Genomic DNA, 14,830 nt, shown 5'->3' with positions numbered 1-14,830 from the left:
ATTCATTCCTCCTCCTAATATGGACGCTCGGTTCTCATTTTCACAAAAAATTGCTTGCGAATGTCTTCATCGACATATTGCTCTACTAAACCTTCGACTAGCTTGTCTGTTATTCGAATCTCTTGATCTATATGATCAAGCCAGAGCGGAATGCCTCGACCATCGACTGGAGTCAGCGTACAAATTAAGTCTCCGACCCAACTCATATGCTCAGATTGCTCTTCTAGCATATCAAACCCTGTAATCGTCGGTGTTGACCCTAAACGCATCCATGCTGATAGCAATCCAGCTTTATGTTGGATCGCATCAATATAAATCATTTCATTTTGTTCCAGCATACCGAACAACAGATCCCGGTCATAGGAATAGGGGTTTCGTGCATAGGAATCAAAGCTTGATAGCTTAATAAGATTTTCCGTTGTAATTTCTTCTGATACACCAATAAGTAGCGTCCCCCTGGATAATGCAGACTGCCGCAACTGCTCCCATTCTTCTTTTGCATCAATGCGATAGTGGTACAGGGCACCATCCATCAGCATCACAGCCACTTCTTCTTGTTCGATTAATGTTCGTGCGGCATTTAATTCTAGCGTAGCTAAACGCTTTGCTCGTTGTTTACTGATTCCATCTTCCTCTTCTTCGCGCTCTAATAGAGGGACAAATAGATCAGACGTCCATTTTGCGATTCCATCTGTTGTTTTGGCTACAGCTTGAAAAAGATAAATAATATGAGGGGATTCGCCCTTTGTCTGATTTACCGACCCGTCTGTTCCAGCTAATTTTTTCCCGTTCAATGACTGTACTAAATCTTCCTTATTAATTCGCTGCATTTGTCGAAAGATGTTCGCTTCTTTTGTCAGTTTTTGTCGAAATGGTTCTTTTTTTCTATGACTCTGAGCATATTTTTCTTTTAAAATCTCATTTGATTCTTGTAACTTATGAATAATATCTGCATGAATATCCAATGAAGCGGTCTCCTTTCTTCATCTCATATGACTTTTCCTTTTAAAAAAGCCCGCCAATTCAACTTTTAAAGCACTTCAAATAAATTGTCGCAAAATATAAGTTTTTTTATTTAAAGCGATTGACTTGTTTTGGAAATATTGTTATTCTAAGATTACTATAGAATTATGTCGAAATATGACACAAAATTATTCTTGACTACATACGGCTTAATATAGGGGGAAACGTAATGAAATCAACTGGGATTGTCCGCAAGGTCGATGAATTAGGTCGAGTTGTGATTCCGATTGAGCTTCGTCGTACGTTAGACATTGCTGAAAAGGACGCACTTGAAATTTATGTTGATAATGACCGCATCATTTTAAAGAAATACAAAGCCAACATGACTTGCCAAGTAACTGGTGAAGTATCTGATGATAACTTATCACTTGCAAATGGCAAGATTGTACTTAGCCCTCAAGGAGCCGAAGCTGTTCTTCAACAACTTCAAGACTATGTGGCACAGAAATAATCACTTAAACCTGCCCATGGCGGGTTTTTTTATTTTTTAGCCTCGTGATACTGTTGGTAAAGTTCACGTTTGACTAACTTCCGATCACTCGCTGTCTGCTTAATTGCTTCTTTTTCTGAAAGACCTAACTCTACATAGTGCTTAACATGTTGAATGTCCGTTAACGCTTTCCACCATGTATCCTGTTCGTCCTCAATCTCACCGTCGAAGCCCTCAACAACAATACAGAATTCCCCTTTTAATGAAGCATCTTTAACCCACTCTGCTGCTTCTTCTAACGTTCCTCGCTTAAATTCTTCAAATCGTTTTGTTAATTCGCGAGCGAGTACAATCTTTCGATTCCCGAGAGTTTCCTGTAAAGAAGTAAGGGTTTGGCTTAATCGATGGGGCGCTTCATAAAAAATTAACGTCTCCTGATGCGTTTTTAATCGATCTAACTCTACTTTACTCTCTTTCTTTCCTCTAGGTAAAAAGCCGACAAAAGTAAAAGAAGCCGCTGATAAGCCCGATGCAACGAGTGCAGTGAGTGCAGCATTTGCTCCTGGTAGTGAAATCACCGGAATCTGCTCTTCTATACATAACGTGGCTAAGTCTTCACCAGGATCAGATATTCCCGGCATGCCTGCATCTGTAACGAGTGCAATTACAGTGCCAGCCTTCATCTTGTCTAGTAAGTCTTGTCCAACTTTTTGTTTATTATGTTCATGATAGCTTACTAAAGGAGTATCAATATCAAAATGATTCGTTAGCTTTTTCGTTTGTCGTGTATCTTCCGCAGCAATTAAGTTTGCTTCTTTTAAAATGTTAATTGCTCGAAAAGTCATATCTTCTAAATTTCCAATCGGTGTCGGCACTAAATATAAACCCCCGCCAGTAAGGGGATAACTTTTTTGTTCAATCATTTTGATTTAAACTCCTTTTTTCTGCGACATAGCGTTCTTTGTCGCTCCGCTTCTTTTGCTTCAATTGATACTCATGCTTAAGCGCTTCGGTCTTTGTTTCAAACGCCTCTACATGAATCAGTTTAAGTGGCCCTCTGCCACGCGTATATTTTGCCCCTTTACCTTCTTCGTGCTTTCTAAGACGTTGCGTTAAGTCGTTTGTGTAGCCGGTGTACCACGACTTATCGCGACATTCAAGAATATAGACATAATGCTTCATACATCAAAATACTCCTTGTTAAAAGCATTTGTGTATTTGCCGTCTTGATCGTATACAAATAAAGGAGCCTCACACACGAGTCCTGGTTTGCCACCTTTGGTTCCTTCAATCAATAGCATCGTTGACGGTTTAGTTGCGCTACTATGGCAAAAACGAATCCGCTTTGGTTCAATACGATGTTGTTTCATCGTTTCAATGATTTCTACCATACGCTCTGGACGATGGACCATCGTAAATTTGCCTCCATGTTTTAAGACATACGAACCCGCAGCAATTACGTCATCTAACGTACACGATATCTCATGTCTTGCCAACGCTTTTGTTGATTCCAGTTTGATTTGTTCATGATCACCTTTTGTAAAATAAGGGGGATTGCATGTAACGACATCAAAATAACCATGTGCAAAATAATCCCTAATGTGTTTCAAGTCTGCACATAAAGGAGTTAGTTGCTTCTCTAATCCATTTTCTTTAATCGAGCGCAATGCCATTGAATGAAGAGGTTCTTGTAGCTCCACCAAAGAAATTAGAGCTTTTGTACGCTCAGTCATCGTAATCCCTACAACACCGTTCCCGCTGCACAAATCAAGAATTCGACCTTTCTGAAGCGGGATAGAAGCAAACCTGGCTAGTAACACAGCATCAATAGAGTACGTAAAGACTTGATCACTTTGAACAATTTTATAGGAAGTACCGGCAATATGGTCTAGACGCTCGTCTTTTTCAAGCATGGTTTATGGCTCCTTACTGTAAAAGCCGATCTCTGCATATGGAGACCGGCTGTTAAATCCTCTTTTATTTTTGATGTAGAAATGAAAGGCAAAACAAACAATCATCACCTTCAGGCCGTATGCTTCCATAATGCGTATTACAAATATGAAACCCTTCTTGGTATAGCCTTGCTAAATTCTCATGCCCTTCTCCAACCATTTTCTTGCGTTCAAATTCTTCCGGGAGAACAGGCTTTTCAGGCTCTAGACGTTTACGTAAATTTTCATTCTCTATGTGTAAATAATGATTCTCTTCAATTAAGTAAGCAAGTTGTTCCTTTAACCCTCGTAACTCTTCGTGCAAATCACCAATTCGTTCTTCAAGGCTTGATACCTGTATGAAGATGGCCTTTTTATCCACATCGTTCACCTCATTAATCCGTTGCTTTTGAAGTGAGCTTTTCACTTTTCATTAATTCATCAAAAGCATATTCAAGCGTTTGTTCTTCTTCTAAAAGTTGAACCTGAACGACTCGATCAAGTAAATTCAGTCCAATGACTTTTCCAGTACCATCAGGCGTCGATATTTTCTTACCAATGTCAGGCATTTCTTTCTTAGCTTCTTCATATGTGTCGTTTTCATACTTCAAACAGCACATTAAACGTCCACAAAGCCCTGAAATCTTTGCGGGATTAAGAGAGAGGTTCTGATCTTTTGCCATCTTGATGGATACAGGTTCAAAATCACCTAGGAATGTGGAGCAACAAAGCATTCTACCGCAAGGACCAATTCCGCCGAGTAACTTGGCTTCATCTCTTACACCAATCTGCCTAAGTTCAATTCTTGTTCTAAAGATAGCCGCCAAGTCTTTTACTAATTCTCTAAAATCAATTCGACCATCCGCTGTAAAGTAAAACAGCACTTTATTCCGATCAAATGTATATTCAACGTCCACTAACTTCATATCTAGCTTGTGTTCAATAATTTTCTGTGTGCATACATCAATTGCTTCTCTTGTTGCTTCACGATTCTCTCTTACAATTAATGTATCTTCAGCTGTTGCTAAACGGATGACTTGTTTCAACGGCAAAACGACATCTTGTTCATCAACAAACTTTGGTGAAACGACTATTTTCCCGTATTCAACTCCCCGGGATGTTTCGACGATTACCGCTTCATCGCCAGCAATTTGCAAAGAACCTGGCGAGAAGTAATATATTTTGCCCGCTTTTTTAAATCGGACACCTACAACCTCGTGCAAAACTAGCCCTCCTGTATTGTGAAAAGCAATCTTTCCATCACTAACTGTATGGCAACATTAGCACTTAGTTGACTTTTCGCTTCCATGACCTTAGTCAACGAAAGGCTGATGAGACGCTGTGACGTTGAAAGAGATAGTTCATTGTAGCGCTCAGAAAAATCGCTATAAACAAGCTCTCCTTGCTTTTCAACTTTTATATATAAAAGGTCTCGCAACCATAAAATCATCATTTCTAGACCCATTTCTTGATGAATGCGCTCTTTCATTAGCGGTAGCCATTTTTCCGCTAACGTCATTGTCGCTTGATCGGGTCTTGTGTAAAGCTCATACATTAATTGTAACACTACGCTTCTAGCTTGAAAAGACCAGTCGTCTTCGATTAAGCGTATTGCCATCTCTTTATTTTCAGTAAGTTCAGCAAGAAAATGACTATGTTTCTGTTCAATCCCATGCTCGACTAGCTGATGAATGATTTCTTCTTTAAGAGGCGGTTGGAACCTTAAGTGCTGCGAACGACTTCGAATCGTCGGTAACACATTACTCGCTTGTTCAGTCATTAGAATAGCTAGCGTTTCACCTTGAGGCTCCTCTAAAAATTTTAATAAAGTGTTTGCTGCTGTGCTAGTCATCTTATCGGCATCCGAAACAATATATACTTTTTTTCGCGACTCCATCCCTCGGTACGAAAATTCTTTTTGAAGATAATCAATTTGTTCTCTTTTAATTGATTGACCATCGGGAAAAATCCTGTGTAAATCAGGATGATTTCCTGTTTCAATTCGCGTGCAGTCTACACAACGTAAACAGGGATCCTCGCCTTGGCTATTTTCACATAAAAAGCGTTTAGCAATGAGCATGGCAAGATCCATTGTCCCGCTTCCAGCCAGCCCTTCAAATAAATACGCATGAGCAAGCCTTTCCTTTTTTATACTCTCTACAAGCATAGGCACAACCTGTGGCTGTGCCTCTACCCAATCTTTCCAAAGTCTCATTATCTACCCACCAGTATTATTAGAATTGTTCAAACTGATCAACTGGGAGTACAAATACGGTCGCTCCACCAACTTGTACTTCAACTGGATAAGGAACGTAGGAATCAGCATTTCCGCCCATTGGTGAAATAGGTGCAACGACTTGTTCACGGCTACGGCAATTTTTTTGAATAATTCCCATGACTTCTTCAACAGAGTTGTCTTCCACACCAATTAGGAATGTTGTATTTCCAGCTTTTAAAAATCCACCAGTACTCGAAAGACGTGTTGCTCTGTAGTCGGATTTTACTAATGCATCGGATAATCTAGTGCTATCTTTGTCTTGAATAACAGCCATAATTAGCTTCACTTTACTCCACTCCCTTTATAAATTCCTCAACAATGCTTAGCGCTTGCTGAAAGACGTCTTCTACTGATTGATCTGCATCAATAACACGTATACGATCACCTTCAGTTTCAATAAGTGACTTATACCCGTTTTCTACTTTTTTATGAAAATCAATGGTTTCTTGATCCAATCGATTCCAGTCACGCACGTGATCGTTTTGTACTCTTGATAAACCTACTTCTGGGGAAACATCAAAATAAAGTGTTAAATCAGGCATATGATGTTCCACTGCAAATTCATTAATGCTTCTTACTTCTTCCACACCAATACCTCGCGCATACCCTTGATAAACAAGACTTGAATCAATAAAACGATCACAAAGAACAATTTTGCCCGCTTCAATAGCAGGCACCACCTTTTTTACAAGATGTTCTCTTCTAGCTGCTGCATACAGCAACGCTTCCGTTCGATCGTCCATTTCAATATGCTTTGTGTGAAGCAAAATATCCCTTATTTGTTCAGCAAGCTGGACGCCACCTGGTTCCCTTGTCCGCAACACTTGATAATTCCAATCTTTAAGCGTGCGTTCAATTCGGTCAACAACTGTCGTTTTCCCAGCTCCTTCACCGCCTTCAACTGTTATAAATATACCTTTTTGCATTATTCTTCTCCTGCTTTACACTTAACTAATAGTCCTTCTTTAGGTTGAAATCCTTGAAAGGAAACACCTGTATAGACGTATTGATTCAATTGTTCTACATGTTCCGGTGTAATCCTCTCTCCTTTTAAAAGAAGCGGTACACCTGGAGGATACGGAATGACATCACTTGCTGATATTCTCCCTACTGCCTCTTGCAATGATAACAATTCAGTTTCTTCATCGTTCTTAGTCGTCCTTATTAATTCGGACACTGTTCCTTGTGCTCCTGCTTGAAAAAAAACATTTTTTCTTTTCATTTCTCTCTCTATTGTAACCTTTTTTAACCGTTCATGCGTGTTTGGATGTAACTTTCCTAGACCCAACACAATCAAAACCATATGCGGATCGGCCATCTCGGCATAAATGCCCACTTTATTTAATTCAGCTAGCAAAGCATTTCCGGCTTCACCGTTTCTCGCCCTTATCATGATTTTTAATGGATCTGCATAGAAACTCTCATCCACCACTCTTTCTAGATATCTATGTTGATCAATCCATTTACATAATTGATCTCTTTCCTGCACGGCCTCTTCCAAAGACTGCCTACCTGATTGTTCTAAAAAAGCACGTGCCCCGTCTAACGATGCTAGCAAAACGTAAGAAGGACTGCTTGATTGGAACATTTGTAGAGCGTGTTTCACTCGTTTTTTAACAGTTGGATCGACGGATTGAGAGAAATGCAACCATCCTGTCATCGTTAATGCTGGTAACATTTTATGCGCAGATTGAACAACAATATCAGCACCTATACGTAACGCAGATGGTGGGCAACCATCTACATGATGACCTAATGAAAAATGCGGACCATGTGCTTCATCTACTAATATGTATAACCCTTTACGTTTTGCATAAGAAAACAATGGTTCGTATTCATTAATGTGCCCCCAGTAATTTGGATACGTTACAATCAATGCTTTAGCAAGCGGATATTTTACTAGTGCGTCTTCCAAAGTCGAGCAACTTACTCCAAGGGGATGACTTGTTATACTAGAACGAACCGATGGTAAAAATACTACATGTGCCCTACAAAGTTCTAGCGCGTGAATAACAGATTTATGACAATCTCGTTCAACAAAAACAACATCGTCTTCTTGCAAGGTGCCATAGATCATAGCTAAATTTCCACTTGTTGATCCTCCAATGAGGTAACTCGTTTCACCAGCTCCATAAAAGCGTGCACATAGAGCCTGCGATTCTGCGATTGCCTCTTTTGGATCATGTAAATCATCCAGACCACTAATTTCTGTAAGATCATATGGCAGTATTTTTTTAAAAGCAGGCAGTAACGTGTGCCATTGAACACCATTTTTATGTCCTGGTACGTGAAAAGAAATTGGTTCGGTTTGAATATGTGTTTCAATGGCATCAATGATAGGAGTACGTACACTCAAGCGACAACGCCCTTTCTACATTTTAAAACTATCCCTATTTTAACGAATAATAATTTGTCCGTCACCTAAAAAAGACTTGTTTTCTCAACAAGTCTTAGTAATTTTTCCATATTTGTTTTACTGCTTTTACGTAATGCTCATACAAATTGTTCTCTTTTTCATCAACCATATCTTCTTCGCATGCCATACAAATATTCATTTGATTTACACATAGCCCTTTGGTGATGAACTCCCCACAAACATGACATTCTTTATGAAGTTTAAATCGAATCGTCCGTTCAACTCTCCGCATGATGCACCTCCACCATAAGTATCGCCTAGAATGCGCTCCTTATACTGCAGAGAGGCATTTTTTATTATTCTATGCAGCTTATGGCGTGTAGGTGTTTGTCAGAGGTTAAATTGTTTCTGCTATTGTAGAAAGATCGATTACTTCATAGGTGTTACTTTGTTCTTGAGCTTTTTCTGCTTTTACTCTAGAAAACACCTTAAATGCACTGTGAATAGAGAAAGGAATCCCTGCACCTGTTGCTTTCTCTCGAATTACAAATTTATCAGGCTGATGGAGCAAAGATTGAATTAAAAATTGCGCTCTTGGAGATGGGGATGTCTTTAACAAGCATAATATTTCCCAGTCTGTTAAATCATGATAGACCCCTTTTTCATCACCTTTTTCTGCCCAGTCGCATTGTATAGCTTCCAACACAATCGCTTCAACTGCTGCTGTTTCTTTACTTGAAAGAATTTTTCCTGCTCTCCCAAAAATGGAGGTCAACTCCTCCTCCATATCATCGTCAAAGCGAACTCCAGATACATCACAGCTACAGTGAGTAAGGTAATCAGTTGCTGATTCTTTCAGTTCACCTAACATATATAAGGTTCGAAATGCTTTATCAAGATCAATTAAACCCACTTGATCGTTTCGACCATGTAAGATCGAACTGTTTAGTGCATGGTCTTTAATAACGAGCCAATCTAAGTTTTCTGCTCTCAAGACCTCTTGAATATCATCTGAAAGCAGGGTCTCCGAAAGAATAGCCTCATGCTCATAATTCAACACCGTGTTAATGGACGGTGAAAACGGTAAAGCCGCTACATCAAATAAAATGGCAGCTGCACGTAACTCCTTGTCTTCAGGAAAAAATTTCGAGACTAATTTTGAAACACCTAGCGTATGTTCAAACCTAGAATGGGCTAGAGGGGATATTAAAGAAGCTCCTCCGAAATGGGCTATTAATTTCAATTTACGAACCGCTGCTGTATGAAAAAGCTTTTTTCAAATGATAGCCATTTGCATTCTGGATAAAGGGGTTCTCTATGATCAATCATCCCTCATTCTCCTTATCGTTTAAATACAGATTTTAGTAATGTACCTCTCTTTAACCTAAAAGGTATTTCTTCAAACGCCTAAGTTAGATAATCATGAAAACAGTAATAAAGTATTAGGGAAAGAGTTAGGAATGTCTCTCTGCTTGCCTGGCAATGTCCTTTGGCTCCGTCATGAGTTCTTACAGGGACGTTTCGCATGTCGCTTTTTACGATGGTTTCTTCATGACGTTCTACGAACTCGATCCTTTCGTCTCACAGGGGGAAGCATGATGCCTCTTCTTCGATGATTATTCGTGATGGGTTTGGATTGATGCCTTATTCGATCTGGGTACGTTCTTCTTAATCTCGCTTCTTCGAAGCGTAGCTCTTTTGCGTCTCTTTATACACAAAAAAAGACACCTATTTAGGTGTCTTTCTGCTTGCCTGGCAACGTCCTACTCTCACAGGGGGAAGCCCCCAACTACCATCGGCGCAAAAGAGCTTAACGACCGTGTTCGGCATGGGAACGGGTGTGACCTCTTTGCTATTGCCACCAGACTATGAAAAGAATCGTTGATTCTTTCAAAACTAAATCTAGAAATCAAACTCAAGTCAAGAAAAAAATTAGGATAAGCCCTCGACCGATTAGTATCAGTCCGCTCCATGTGTCGCCACACTTCCACTTCTGACCTATCAACCTCATCATCTCTAAGGGGTCTTACTGGCTTACGCCATGGGAAATCTCATCTTGAGGGGGGCTTCATGCTTAGATGCTTTCAGCACTTATCCCGTCCATACGTAGCTACCCAGCGATGCTCCTGGCGGAACAACTGGTACACCAGCGGTATGTCCATCCCGGTCCTCTCGTACTAAGGACAGCTCCTCTCAAATTTCCTACGCCCGCGACGGATAGGGACCGAACTGTCTCACGACGTTCTGAACCCAGCTCGCGTGCCGCTTTAATGGGCGAACAGCCCAACCCTTGGGACCTACTTCAGCCCCAGGATGCGACGAGCCGACATCGAGGTGCCAAACCTCCCCGTCGATGTGGACTCTTGGGGGAGATAAGCCTGTTATCCCCAGGGTAGCTTTTATCCGTTGAGCGACGGCCCTTCCATACGGCACCGCCGGATCACTAAGCCCGACTTTCGTCCCTGCTCGACTTGTAGGTCTCGCAGTCAAGCTCCCTTATGCCTTTGCACTCTACGAATGATTTCCAACCATTCTGAGGGAACCTTTGGGCGCCTCCGTTACTGTTTAGGAGGCGACCGCCCCAGTCAAACTGCCCACCTGACAATGTCCCTGACCCGGATCACGGGTCGAGGTTAGAATGTCAGCACCATCAGGGTAGTATCCCACCGACGCCTCCACCGAAGCTAGCGCTCCGGTTTCCTAGGCTCCTACCTATCCTGTACAAATGGTACCAACACTCACTATCAAGCTACAGTAAAGCTCCATGGGGTCTTTCCGTCCTGTCGCGGGTAACCTGCATCTTCACAGGTACTATAATTTCACCGGGTCTCTCGTTGAGACAGTATCCAAGTCGTTGCACCATTCGTGCGGGTCGGAACTTACCCGACAAGGAATTTCGCTACCTTAGGACCGTTATAGTTACGGCCGCCGTTTACTGGGGCTTCAATTCAGAGCTTCTCCCTTACGGGATAACCCCTCCTCTTAACCTTCCAGCACCGGGCAGGTGTCAGCCCCTATACTTCGCCTTGCGGCTTGGCAGAGACCTGTGTTTTTGCTAAACAGTCGCTTGGATCTATTCACTGCGGCTCTCTCAGGCTATTCACCTTAATAGAGCACCCCTTCTCCCGAAGTTACGGGGTCATTTTGCCGAGTTCCTTAACGAGAGTTCTCCCGAGCGTCTTAGAATTCTCTTCTCGCCTACCTGTGTCGGTTTGCGGTACGGGCACCTGTATTCTAACTAGAGGCTTTTCTCGGCAGCGGAGGATCAGGGATTTCGGACCCTTGGGTCCTTCACGGTCACAGCTCAGCCTTCACGGAACACGGATTTGCCTATGTTCCAGCCTTGCATGCTTCGACGCGCACAGCCAGCGGCGCGCTCACCCTACCTTTCTGCGTCCCCCCATCGTTCAAACAAATACGAGGTGGTACAGGAATATCAACCTGTTGTCCATCGCCTACGCTTTTCAGCCTCGGCTTAGGTCCCGACTAACCCTGAGCGGACGAGCCTTCCTCAGGAAACCTTGGGCTTTCGACGGAGGGGATTCTCACCCCTCTTTTCGCTACTCATACCGGCATTCTCACTTCCAAGCACTCCACTAGTCCTCACGATCTAGCTTCACAGTCCTTGGAACGCTCCCCTACCCAATCCCTATTGGGATTGCCATAGCTTCGGTGATACGTTTAGCCCCGGTACATTTTCGGCGCAGAGTCACTCGACCAGTGAGCTATTACGCACTCTTTCAATGATGGCTGCTTCTAAGCCAACATCCTGGTTGTCTAAGCAACTCCACATCCTTTTCCACTTAACGTATACTTGGGGACCTTAGCTGATGGTCTGGGCTGTTTCCCTCTTGACTACGGATCTTAGCACTCGCAGTCTGACTCCCGAGTTAAAGTTTTTGGCATTCGGAGTTTGACTGAATTCGGTAATCCTGTGGGGACCCCTCGTCCAATCAGTGCTCTACCTCCAAAACTCATCACTCGAGGCTAGCCCTAAAGCTATTTCGGGGAGAACCAGCTATTTCCGAGTTCGATTGGCATTTCACCCCTACCCACACCTCATCCCCGCATTTTTCAACATGCGTGGGTTCGGGCCTCCAGTCGGTGTTACCCGACCTTCACCCTGGACATGGGTAGATCACCCGGTTTCGGGTCTACGACAACGTACTCACTCGCCCTATTCAGACTCGCTTTCGCTGCGGCTCCGCCTCATCAGCTTAACCTTGCACGTTATCGTAACTCGCCGGTTCATTCTACAAAAGGCACGCCATCACCCATTAACGGGCTCTGACTAGTTGTAGGCACACGGTTTCAGGATCTCTTTCACTCCCCTTCCGGGGTGCTTTTCACCTTTCCCTCACGGTACTGGTTCACTATCGGTCACTAGGGAGTATTTAGCCTTGGGAGATGGTCCTCCCGGATTCCGACGGGGTTTCACGTGTCCCGCCGTACTCAGGATCCACTCTGGAGGAAACGAAGTTTCAGCTACAGGGCTGTTACCTTCTTCGGCCTGTCTTTCCAGACAGTTCACCTACTCCGTTTCTTTGTAACTCCGTATAGAGTGTCCTACAACCCCAAGAGGCAAGCCTCTTGGTTTGGGCTGATTCCGTTTCGCTCGCCGCTACTCAGGAAATCGCATTTGCTTTCTCTTCCTCCGGGTACTTAGATGTTTCAGTTCCCCGGGTCTGCCTCTACCTACCCTATGTGTTCAGGTAGGAGTACCATCCCATTACGGATGGTGGGTTCCCCCATTCGGAAATCTCCGGATCAAAGCTTACTTACAGCTCCCCGAAGCATATCGCTGTTCGTCGCGTCCTTCATCGGCTCCTAGTGCCAAGGCATTCACCGTGCGCCCTTTCTAACTTATCCATTTTACTTTTAAAAAGTAATTGGTTAACCTAAAAGGTTTATGAATTCTTGACGTCTCGTTCAAACAGTTTAAAACCGATGAACAAAACTTTATTTGAGTTGATTTTAGATTTAGTTTTCAAAGAACCTGCCTACATGAAGGTCGGTACCACGCATTTAGCTTGGTTCCATACCCTATTAGGCTATAGATGAATGAATTTGAGTTCATTCAAAACTGAACAAAAGATCCGAAGCGTTATATGACCAACGGTCATATATCGACTAGAGTAAATACTCCATAGAAAGGAGGTGATCCAGCCGCACCTTCCGATACGGCTACCTTGTTACGACTTCACCCCAATCATTTGTCCCACCTTAGGCGGCTGGCTCCAAAAGGTTACCTCACCGACTTCGGGTGTTACAAACTCTCGTGGTGTGACGGGCGGTGTGTACAAGACCCGGGAACGTATTCACCGCGGCATGCTGATCCGCGATTACTAGCAATTCCGGCTTCATGCAGGCGAGTTGCAGCCTGCAATCCGAACTGAGAATGGCTTTATGGGATTGGCTCCACCTCACGGCTTCGCTGCCCTTTGTACCATCCATTGTAGCACGTGTGTAGCCCAGGTCATAAGGGGCATGATGATTTGACGTCGTCCCCACCTTCCTCCGGTTTGTCACCGGCAGTCACCTTAGAGTGCCCAACTAAATGCTGGCAACTAAGATCAAGGGTTGCGCTCGTTGCGGGACTTAACCCAACATCTCACGACACGAGCTGACGACAACCATGCACCACCTGTCACTTTGCCCCCGAAGGGGAAGCTCTGTCTCCAGAGTGGTCAAAGGATGTCAAGACCTGGTAAGGTTCTTCGCGTTGCTTCGAATTAAACCACATGCTCCACTGCTTGTGCGGGTCCCCGTCAATTCCTTTGAGTTTCAGCCTTGCGGCCGTACTCCCCAGGCGGAGTGCTTAATGTGTTTACTTCGGCACTACGGGCATCGAAACCCCTAACACCTAGCACTCATCGTTTACGGCGTGGACTACCAGGGTATCTAATCCTGTTTGCTCCCCACGCTTTCGCGCCTCAGCGTCAGTTACAGACCAGAGAGTCGCCTTCGCCACTGGTGTTCCTCCACATATCTACGCATTTCACCGCTACACGTGGAATTCCACTCTCCTCTTCTGCACTCAAGCTCCCCAGTTTCCAATGGCCGCTCGGGGTTGAGCCCCGAGATTTCACATCAGACTTAAGAAGCCGCCTGCGCGCGCTTTACGCCCAATAATTCCGGACAACGCTTGCCACCTACGTATTACCGCGGCTGCTGGCACGTAGTTAGCCGTGGCTTTCTGGTGAGGTACCGTCAAGGTGCCGGTAGTTACGCCGGCACTTGTTCTTCCCTCACAACAGAGCTTTACGACCCGAAGGCCTTCCTCACTCACGCGGCGTTGCTCCGTCAGACTTTCGTCCATTGCGGAAGATTCCCTACTGCTGCCTCCCGTAGGAGTCTGGGCCGTGTCTCAGTCCCAGTGTGGCCGATCACCCTCTCAGGTCGGCTACGCATCGTCGCCTTGGTAAGCCGTTACCTTACCAACTAGCTAATGCGCCGCAGGTCCATCCCTTAGTGACAGCCGAAACCGTCTTTCAAAAGAAAATCAGGCGATTCTCTTTATTATCCCGTATTAGCTCCGGTTTCCCGGAGTTATCCCAGTCTAAGGGGCAGGTTACCTACGTGTTACTCACCCGTCCGCCGCTAACTTCCGGGAGCAAGCTCCCTTCTGTCCGCTCGACTTGCATGTATTAGGCACGCCGCCAGCGTTCGTCCTGAGCCAGGATCAAACTCTCCGTTAAAAGTGTTTGACTTGCTCATTTGCACAATTTAAAGCTGTGTCTAACTTCATTGACGAGATACCTTGTATCTCTTTTACGCTTGGCTTTTGTTCAGTTTTCAAAGAACTCGTTTGC

The 14,830-nt window shown here is 43.9% G+C and carries 13 protein-coding genes and 3 rRNA genes; 1 reads left to right on the top strand and 15 read right to left on the bottom strand.

The genetic code is table 11. The features are described from left to right. Nucleotides 1-14: 14 nt before the first annotated feature. Nucleotides 15-965: a DNA double-strand break repair nuclease NurA gene (locus ABC361_RS00080; protein WP_413072147.1), complete on the bottom strand. Its 951-nt coding sequence runs from the start codon at nucleotides 963-965 to the stop codon at nucleotides 15-17. 227 nt (nucleotides 966-1,192) lie between these two features. On the opposite strand from ABC361_RS00080, the gene abrB reads away from it, so the two are divergent. Continuing rightward, nucleotides 1,193-1,474: a transition state genes transcriptional regulator AbrB gene (gene abrB, locus ABC361_RS00075; protein ID WP_099305638.1), complete on the top strand. Its 282-nt coding sequence runs from the start codon at nucleotides 1,193-1,195 to the stop codon at nucleotides 1,472-1,474. A 29-nt stretch (nucleotides 1,475-1,503) separates the two neighbouring features. Here the strand turns inward: abrB and rsmI are convergent, their stop codons facing one another. The 14 genes from rsmI to ABC361_RS00005 form a co-directional block, all read right to left on the bottom strand. Beyond that, nucleotides 1,504-2,376 (bottom strand): 16S rRNA (cytidine(1402)-2'-O)-methyltransferase, encoded by an 873-nt coding sequence (gene rsmI / locus ABC361_RS00070; RefSeq protein WP_413072146.1) that lies wholly within the window; start codon nucleotides 2,374-2,376, stop codon nucleotides 1,504-1,506. Continuing rightward, nucleotides 2,369-2,635 (bottom strand): GIY-YIG nuclease family protein, encoded by a 267-nt coding sequence (locus ABC361_RS00065; protein ID WP_413072145.1) that lies wholly within the window; start codon nucleotides 2,633-2,635, stop codon nucleotides 2,369-2,371. The genes rsmI and ABC361_RS00065 overlap by 8 nt, the downstream gene beginning before the upstream one ends. Then, on the bottom strand, nucleotides 2,632-3,366 hold the full coding sequence (locus tag ABC361_RS00060; RefSeq protein ID WP_413072144.1) for a tRNA1(Val) (adenine(37)-N6)-methyltransferase: 735 nt from the start codon (nucleotides 3,364-3,366) through the stop codon (nucleotides 2,632-2,634). The genes ABC361_RS00065 and ABC361_RS00060 overlap by 4 nt, the downstream gene beginning before the upstream one ends. A 64-nt stretch (nucleotides 3,367-3,430) precedes the next feature. Next, the gene (gene yabA, locus ABC361_RS00055) at nucleotides 3,431-3,766 is read right to left on the bottom strand and encodes a DNA replication initiation control protein YabA (protein WP_099305646.1); all 336 of its coding nucleotides are present in this window, start codon (nucleotides 3,764-3,766) and stop codon (nucleotides 3,431-3,433) included. A 13-nt stretch (nucleotides 3,767-3,779) separates the two neighbouring features. Beyond that, a complete protein-coding gene (locus ABC361_RS00050) occupies nucleotides 3,780-4,607 on the bottom strand; it encodes a PSP1 domain-containing protein (RefSeq protein WP_413072143.1) in 828 nt (275 codons plus the stop codon). Nucleotides 4,608-4,609: 2 nt separating this feature from the next. Then, nucleotides 4,610-5,599, bottom strand: a complete 990-nt coding sequence (gene holB, locus ABC361_RS00045; protein ID WP_413072142.1) for a DNA polymerase III subunit delta' — start codon at nucleotides 5,597-5,599, stop codon at nucleotides 4,610-4,612. Between the two features lie 19 nt (nucleotides 5,600-5,618). Beyond that, complete coding sequence (locus ABC361_RS00040; RefSeq protein ID WP_413072141.1) at nucleotides 5,619-5,948, bottom strand: cyclic-di-AMP receptor; 330 nt, start codon at nucleotides 5,946-5,948, stop codon at nucleotides 5,619-5,621. 1 nt (nucleotide 5,949) lies between these two features. Then, a complete protein-coding gene (tmk, locus tag ABC361_RS00035; RefSeq protein WP_413072140.1) occupies nucleotides 5,950-6,588 on the bottom strand; it encodes a dTMP kinase in 639 nt (212 codons plus the stop codon). Next, nucleotides 6,588-8,018, bottom strand: coding sequence for an aminotransferase class I/II-fold pyridoxal phosphate-dependent enzyme (locus ABC361_RS00030; protein WP_413072139.1), 1,431 nt, complete (start codon nucleotides 8,016-8,018; stop codon nucleotides 6,588-6,590). Before ABC361_RS00030 ends, tmk begins: the two co-directional genes overlap by 1 nt. A gap of 94 nt (nucleotides 8,019-8,112) precedes the next feature. Then, nucleotides 8,113-8,310, bottom strand: coding sequence for a sigma factor G inhibitor Gin (locus ABC361_RS00025; protein ID WP_099305658.1), 198 nt, complete (start codon nucleotides 8,308-8,310; stop codon nucleotides 8,113-8,115). Between the two features lie 105 nt (nucleotides 8,311-8,415). Continuing rightward, nucleotides 8,416-9,261 carry an HD domain-containing protein gene (locus ABC361_RS00020; protein WP_413072138.1) on the bottom strand — a complete coding sequence of 282 codons (846 nt, stop codon included), beginning with the start codon at nucleotides 9,259-9,261 and terminating at the stop codon, nucleotides 8,416-8,418. A gap of 507 nt (nucleotides 9,262-9,768) precedes the next feature. Then, nucleotides 9,769-9,884, bottom strand: a 5S ribosomal RNA gene (rrf, locus tag ABC361_RS00015). Nucleotides 9,885-9,951: 67 nt separating this feature from the next. Next, nucleotides 9,952-12,887: ribosomal RNA gene (locus ABC361_RS00010) — 23S ribosomal RNA — on the bottom strand. Between the two features lie 281 nt (nucleotides 12,888-13,168). Beyond that, nucleotides 13,169-14,716: ribosomal RNA gene (locus ABC361_RS00005) — 16S ribosomal RNA — on the bottom strand. The 16S, 23S and 5S rRNA genes sit together here, the layout of an rRNA operon. Between the last annotated feature and the right edge of the window lie 114 nt (nucleotides 14,717-14,830).

Origin of the sequence: Shouchella phoenicis (assembly GCF_047238345.1) — a bacterium.
Lineage (GTDB): Bacteria > Bacillota > Bacilli > Bacillales > Bacillaceae_D > Shouchella.
Note: the sequence above shows the minus strand (reverse complement) of the source record. Positions and strands in the feature narration are given on the sequence as shown.

What these genes read in the sequence shown, in the direction of transcription:
- abrB (WP_099305638.1), top strand. Translation starts at nt 1,193, where the DNA reads ATGAAATCAACTGGGATTGTCCGCAAGGTCGATGAATTAGGTCGAGTT.
- tmk (WP_413072140.1), bottom strand. Translation starts at nt 6,588, where the DNA reads ATGCAAAAAGGTATATTTATAACAGTTGAAGGCGGTGAAGGAGCTGGG.
- holB (WP_413072142.1), bottom strand. Translation starts at nt 5,599, where the DNA reads ATGAGACTTTGGAAAGATTGGGTAGAGGCACAGCCACAGGTTGTGCCT.
- rsmI (WP_413072146.1), bottom strand. Translation starts at nt 2,376, where the DNA reads ATGATTGAACAAAAAAGTTATCCCCTTACTGGCGGGGGTTTATATTTA.
- ABC361_RS00065 (WP_413072145.1), bottom strand. Translation starts at nt 2,635, where the DNA reads ATGAAGCATTATGTCTATATTCTTGAATGTCGCGATAAGTCGTGGTAC.
- ABC361_RS00025 (WP_099305658.1), bottom strand. Translation starts at nt 8,310, where the DNA reads ATGCGGAGAGTTGAACGGACGATTCGATTTAAACTTCATAAAGAATGT.
- ABC361_RS00060 (WP_413072144.1), bottom strand. Translation starts at nt 3,366, where the DNA reads ATGCTTGAAAAAGACGAGCGTCTAGACCATATTGCCGGTACTTCCTAT.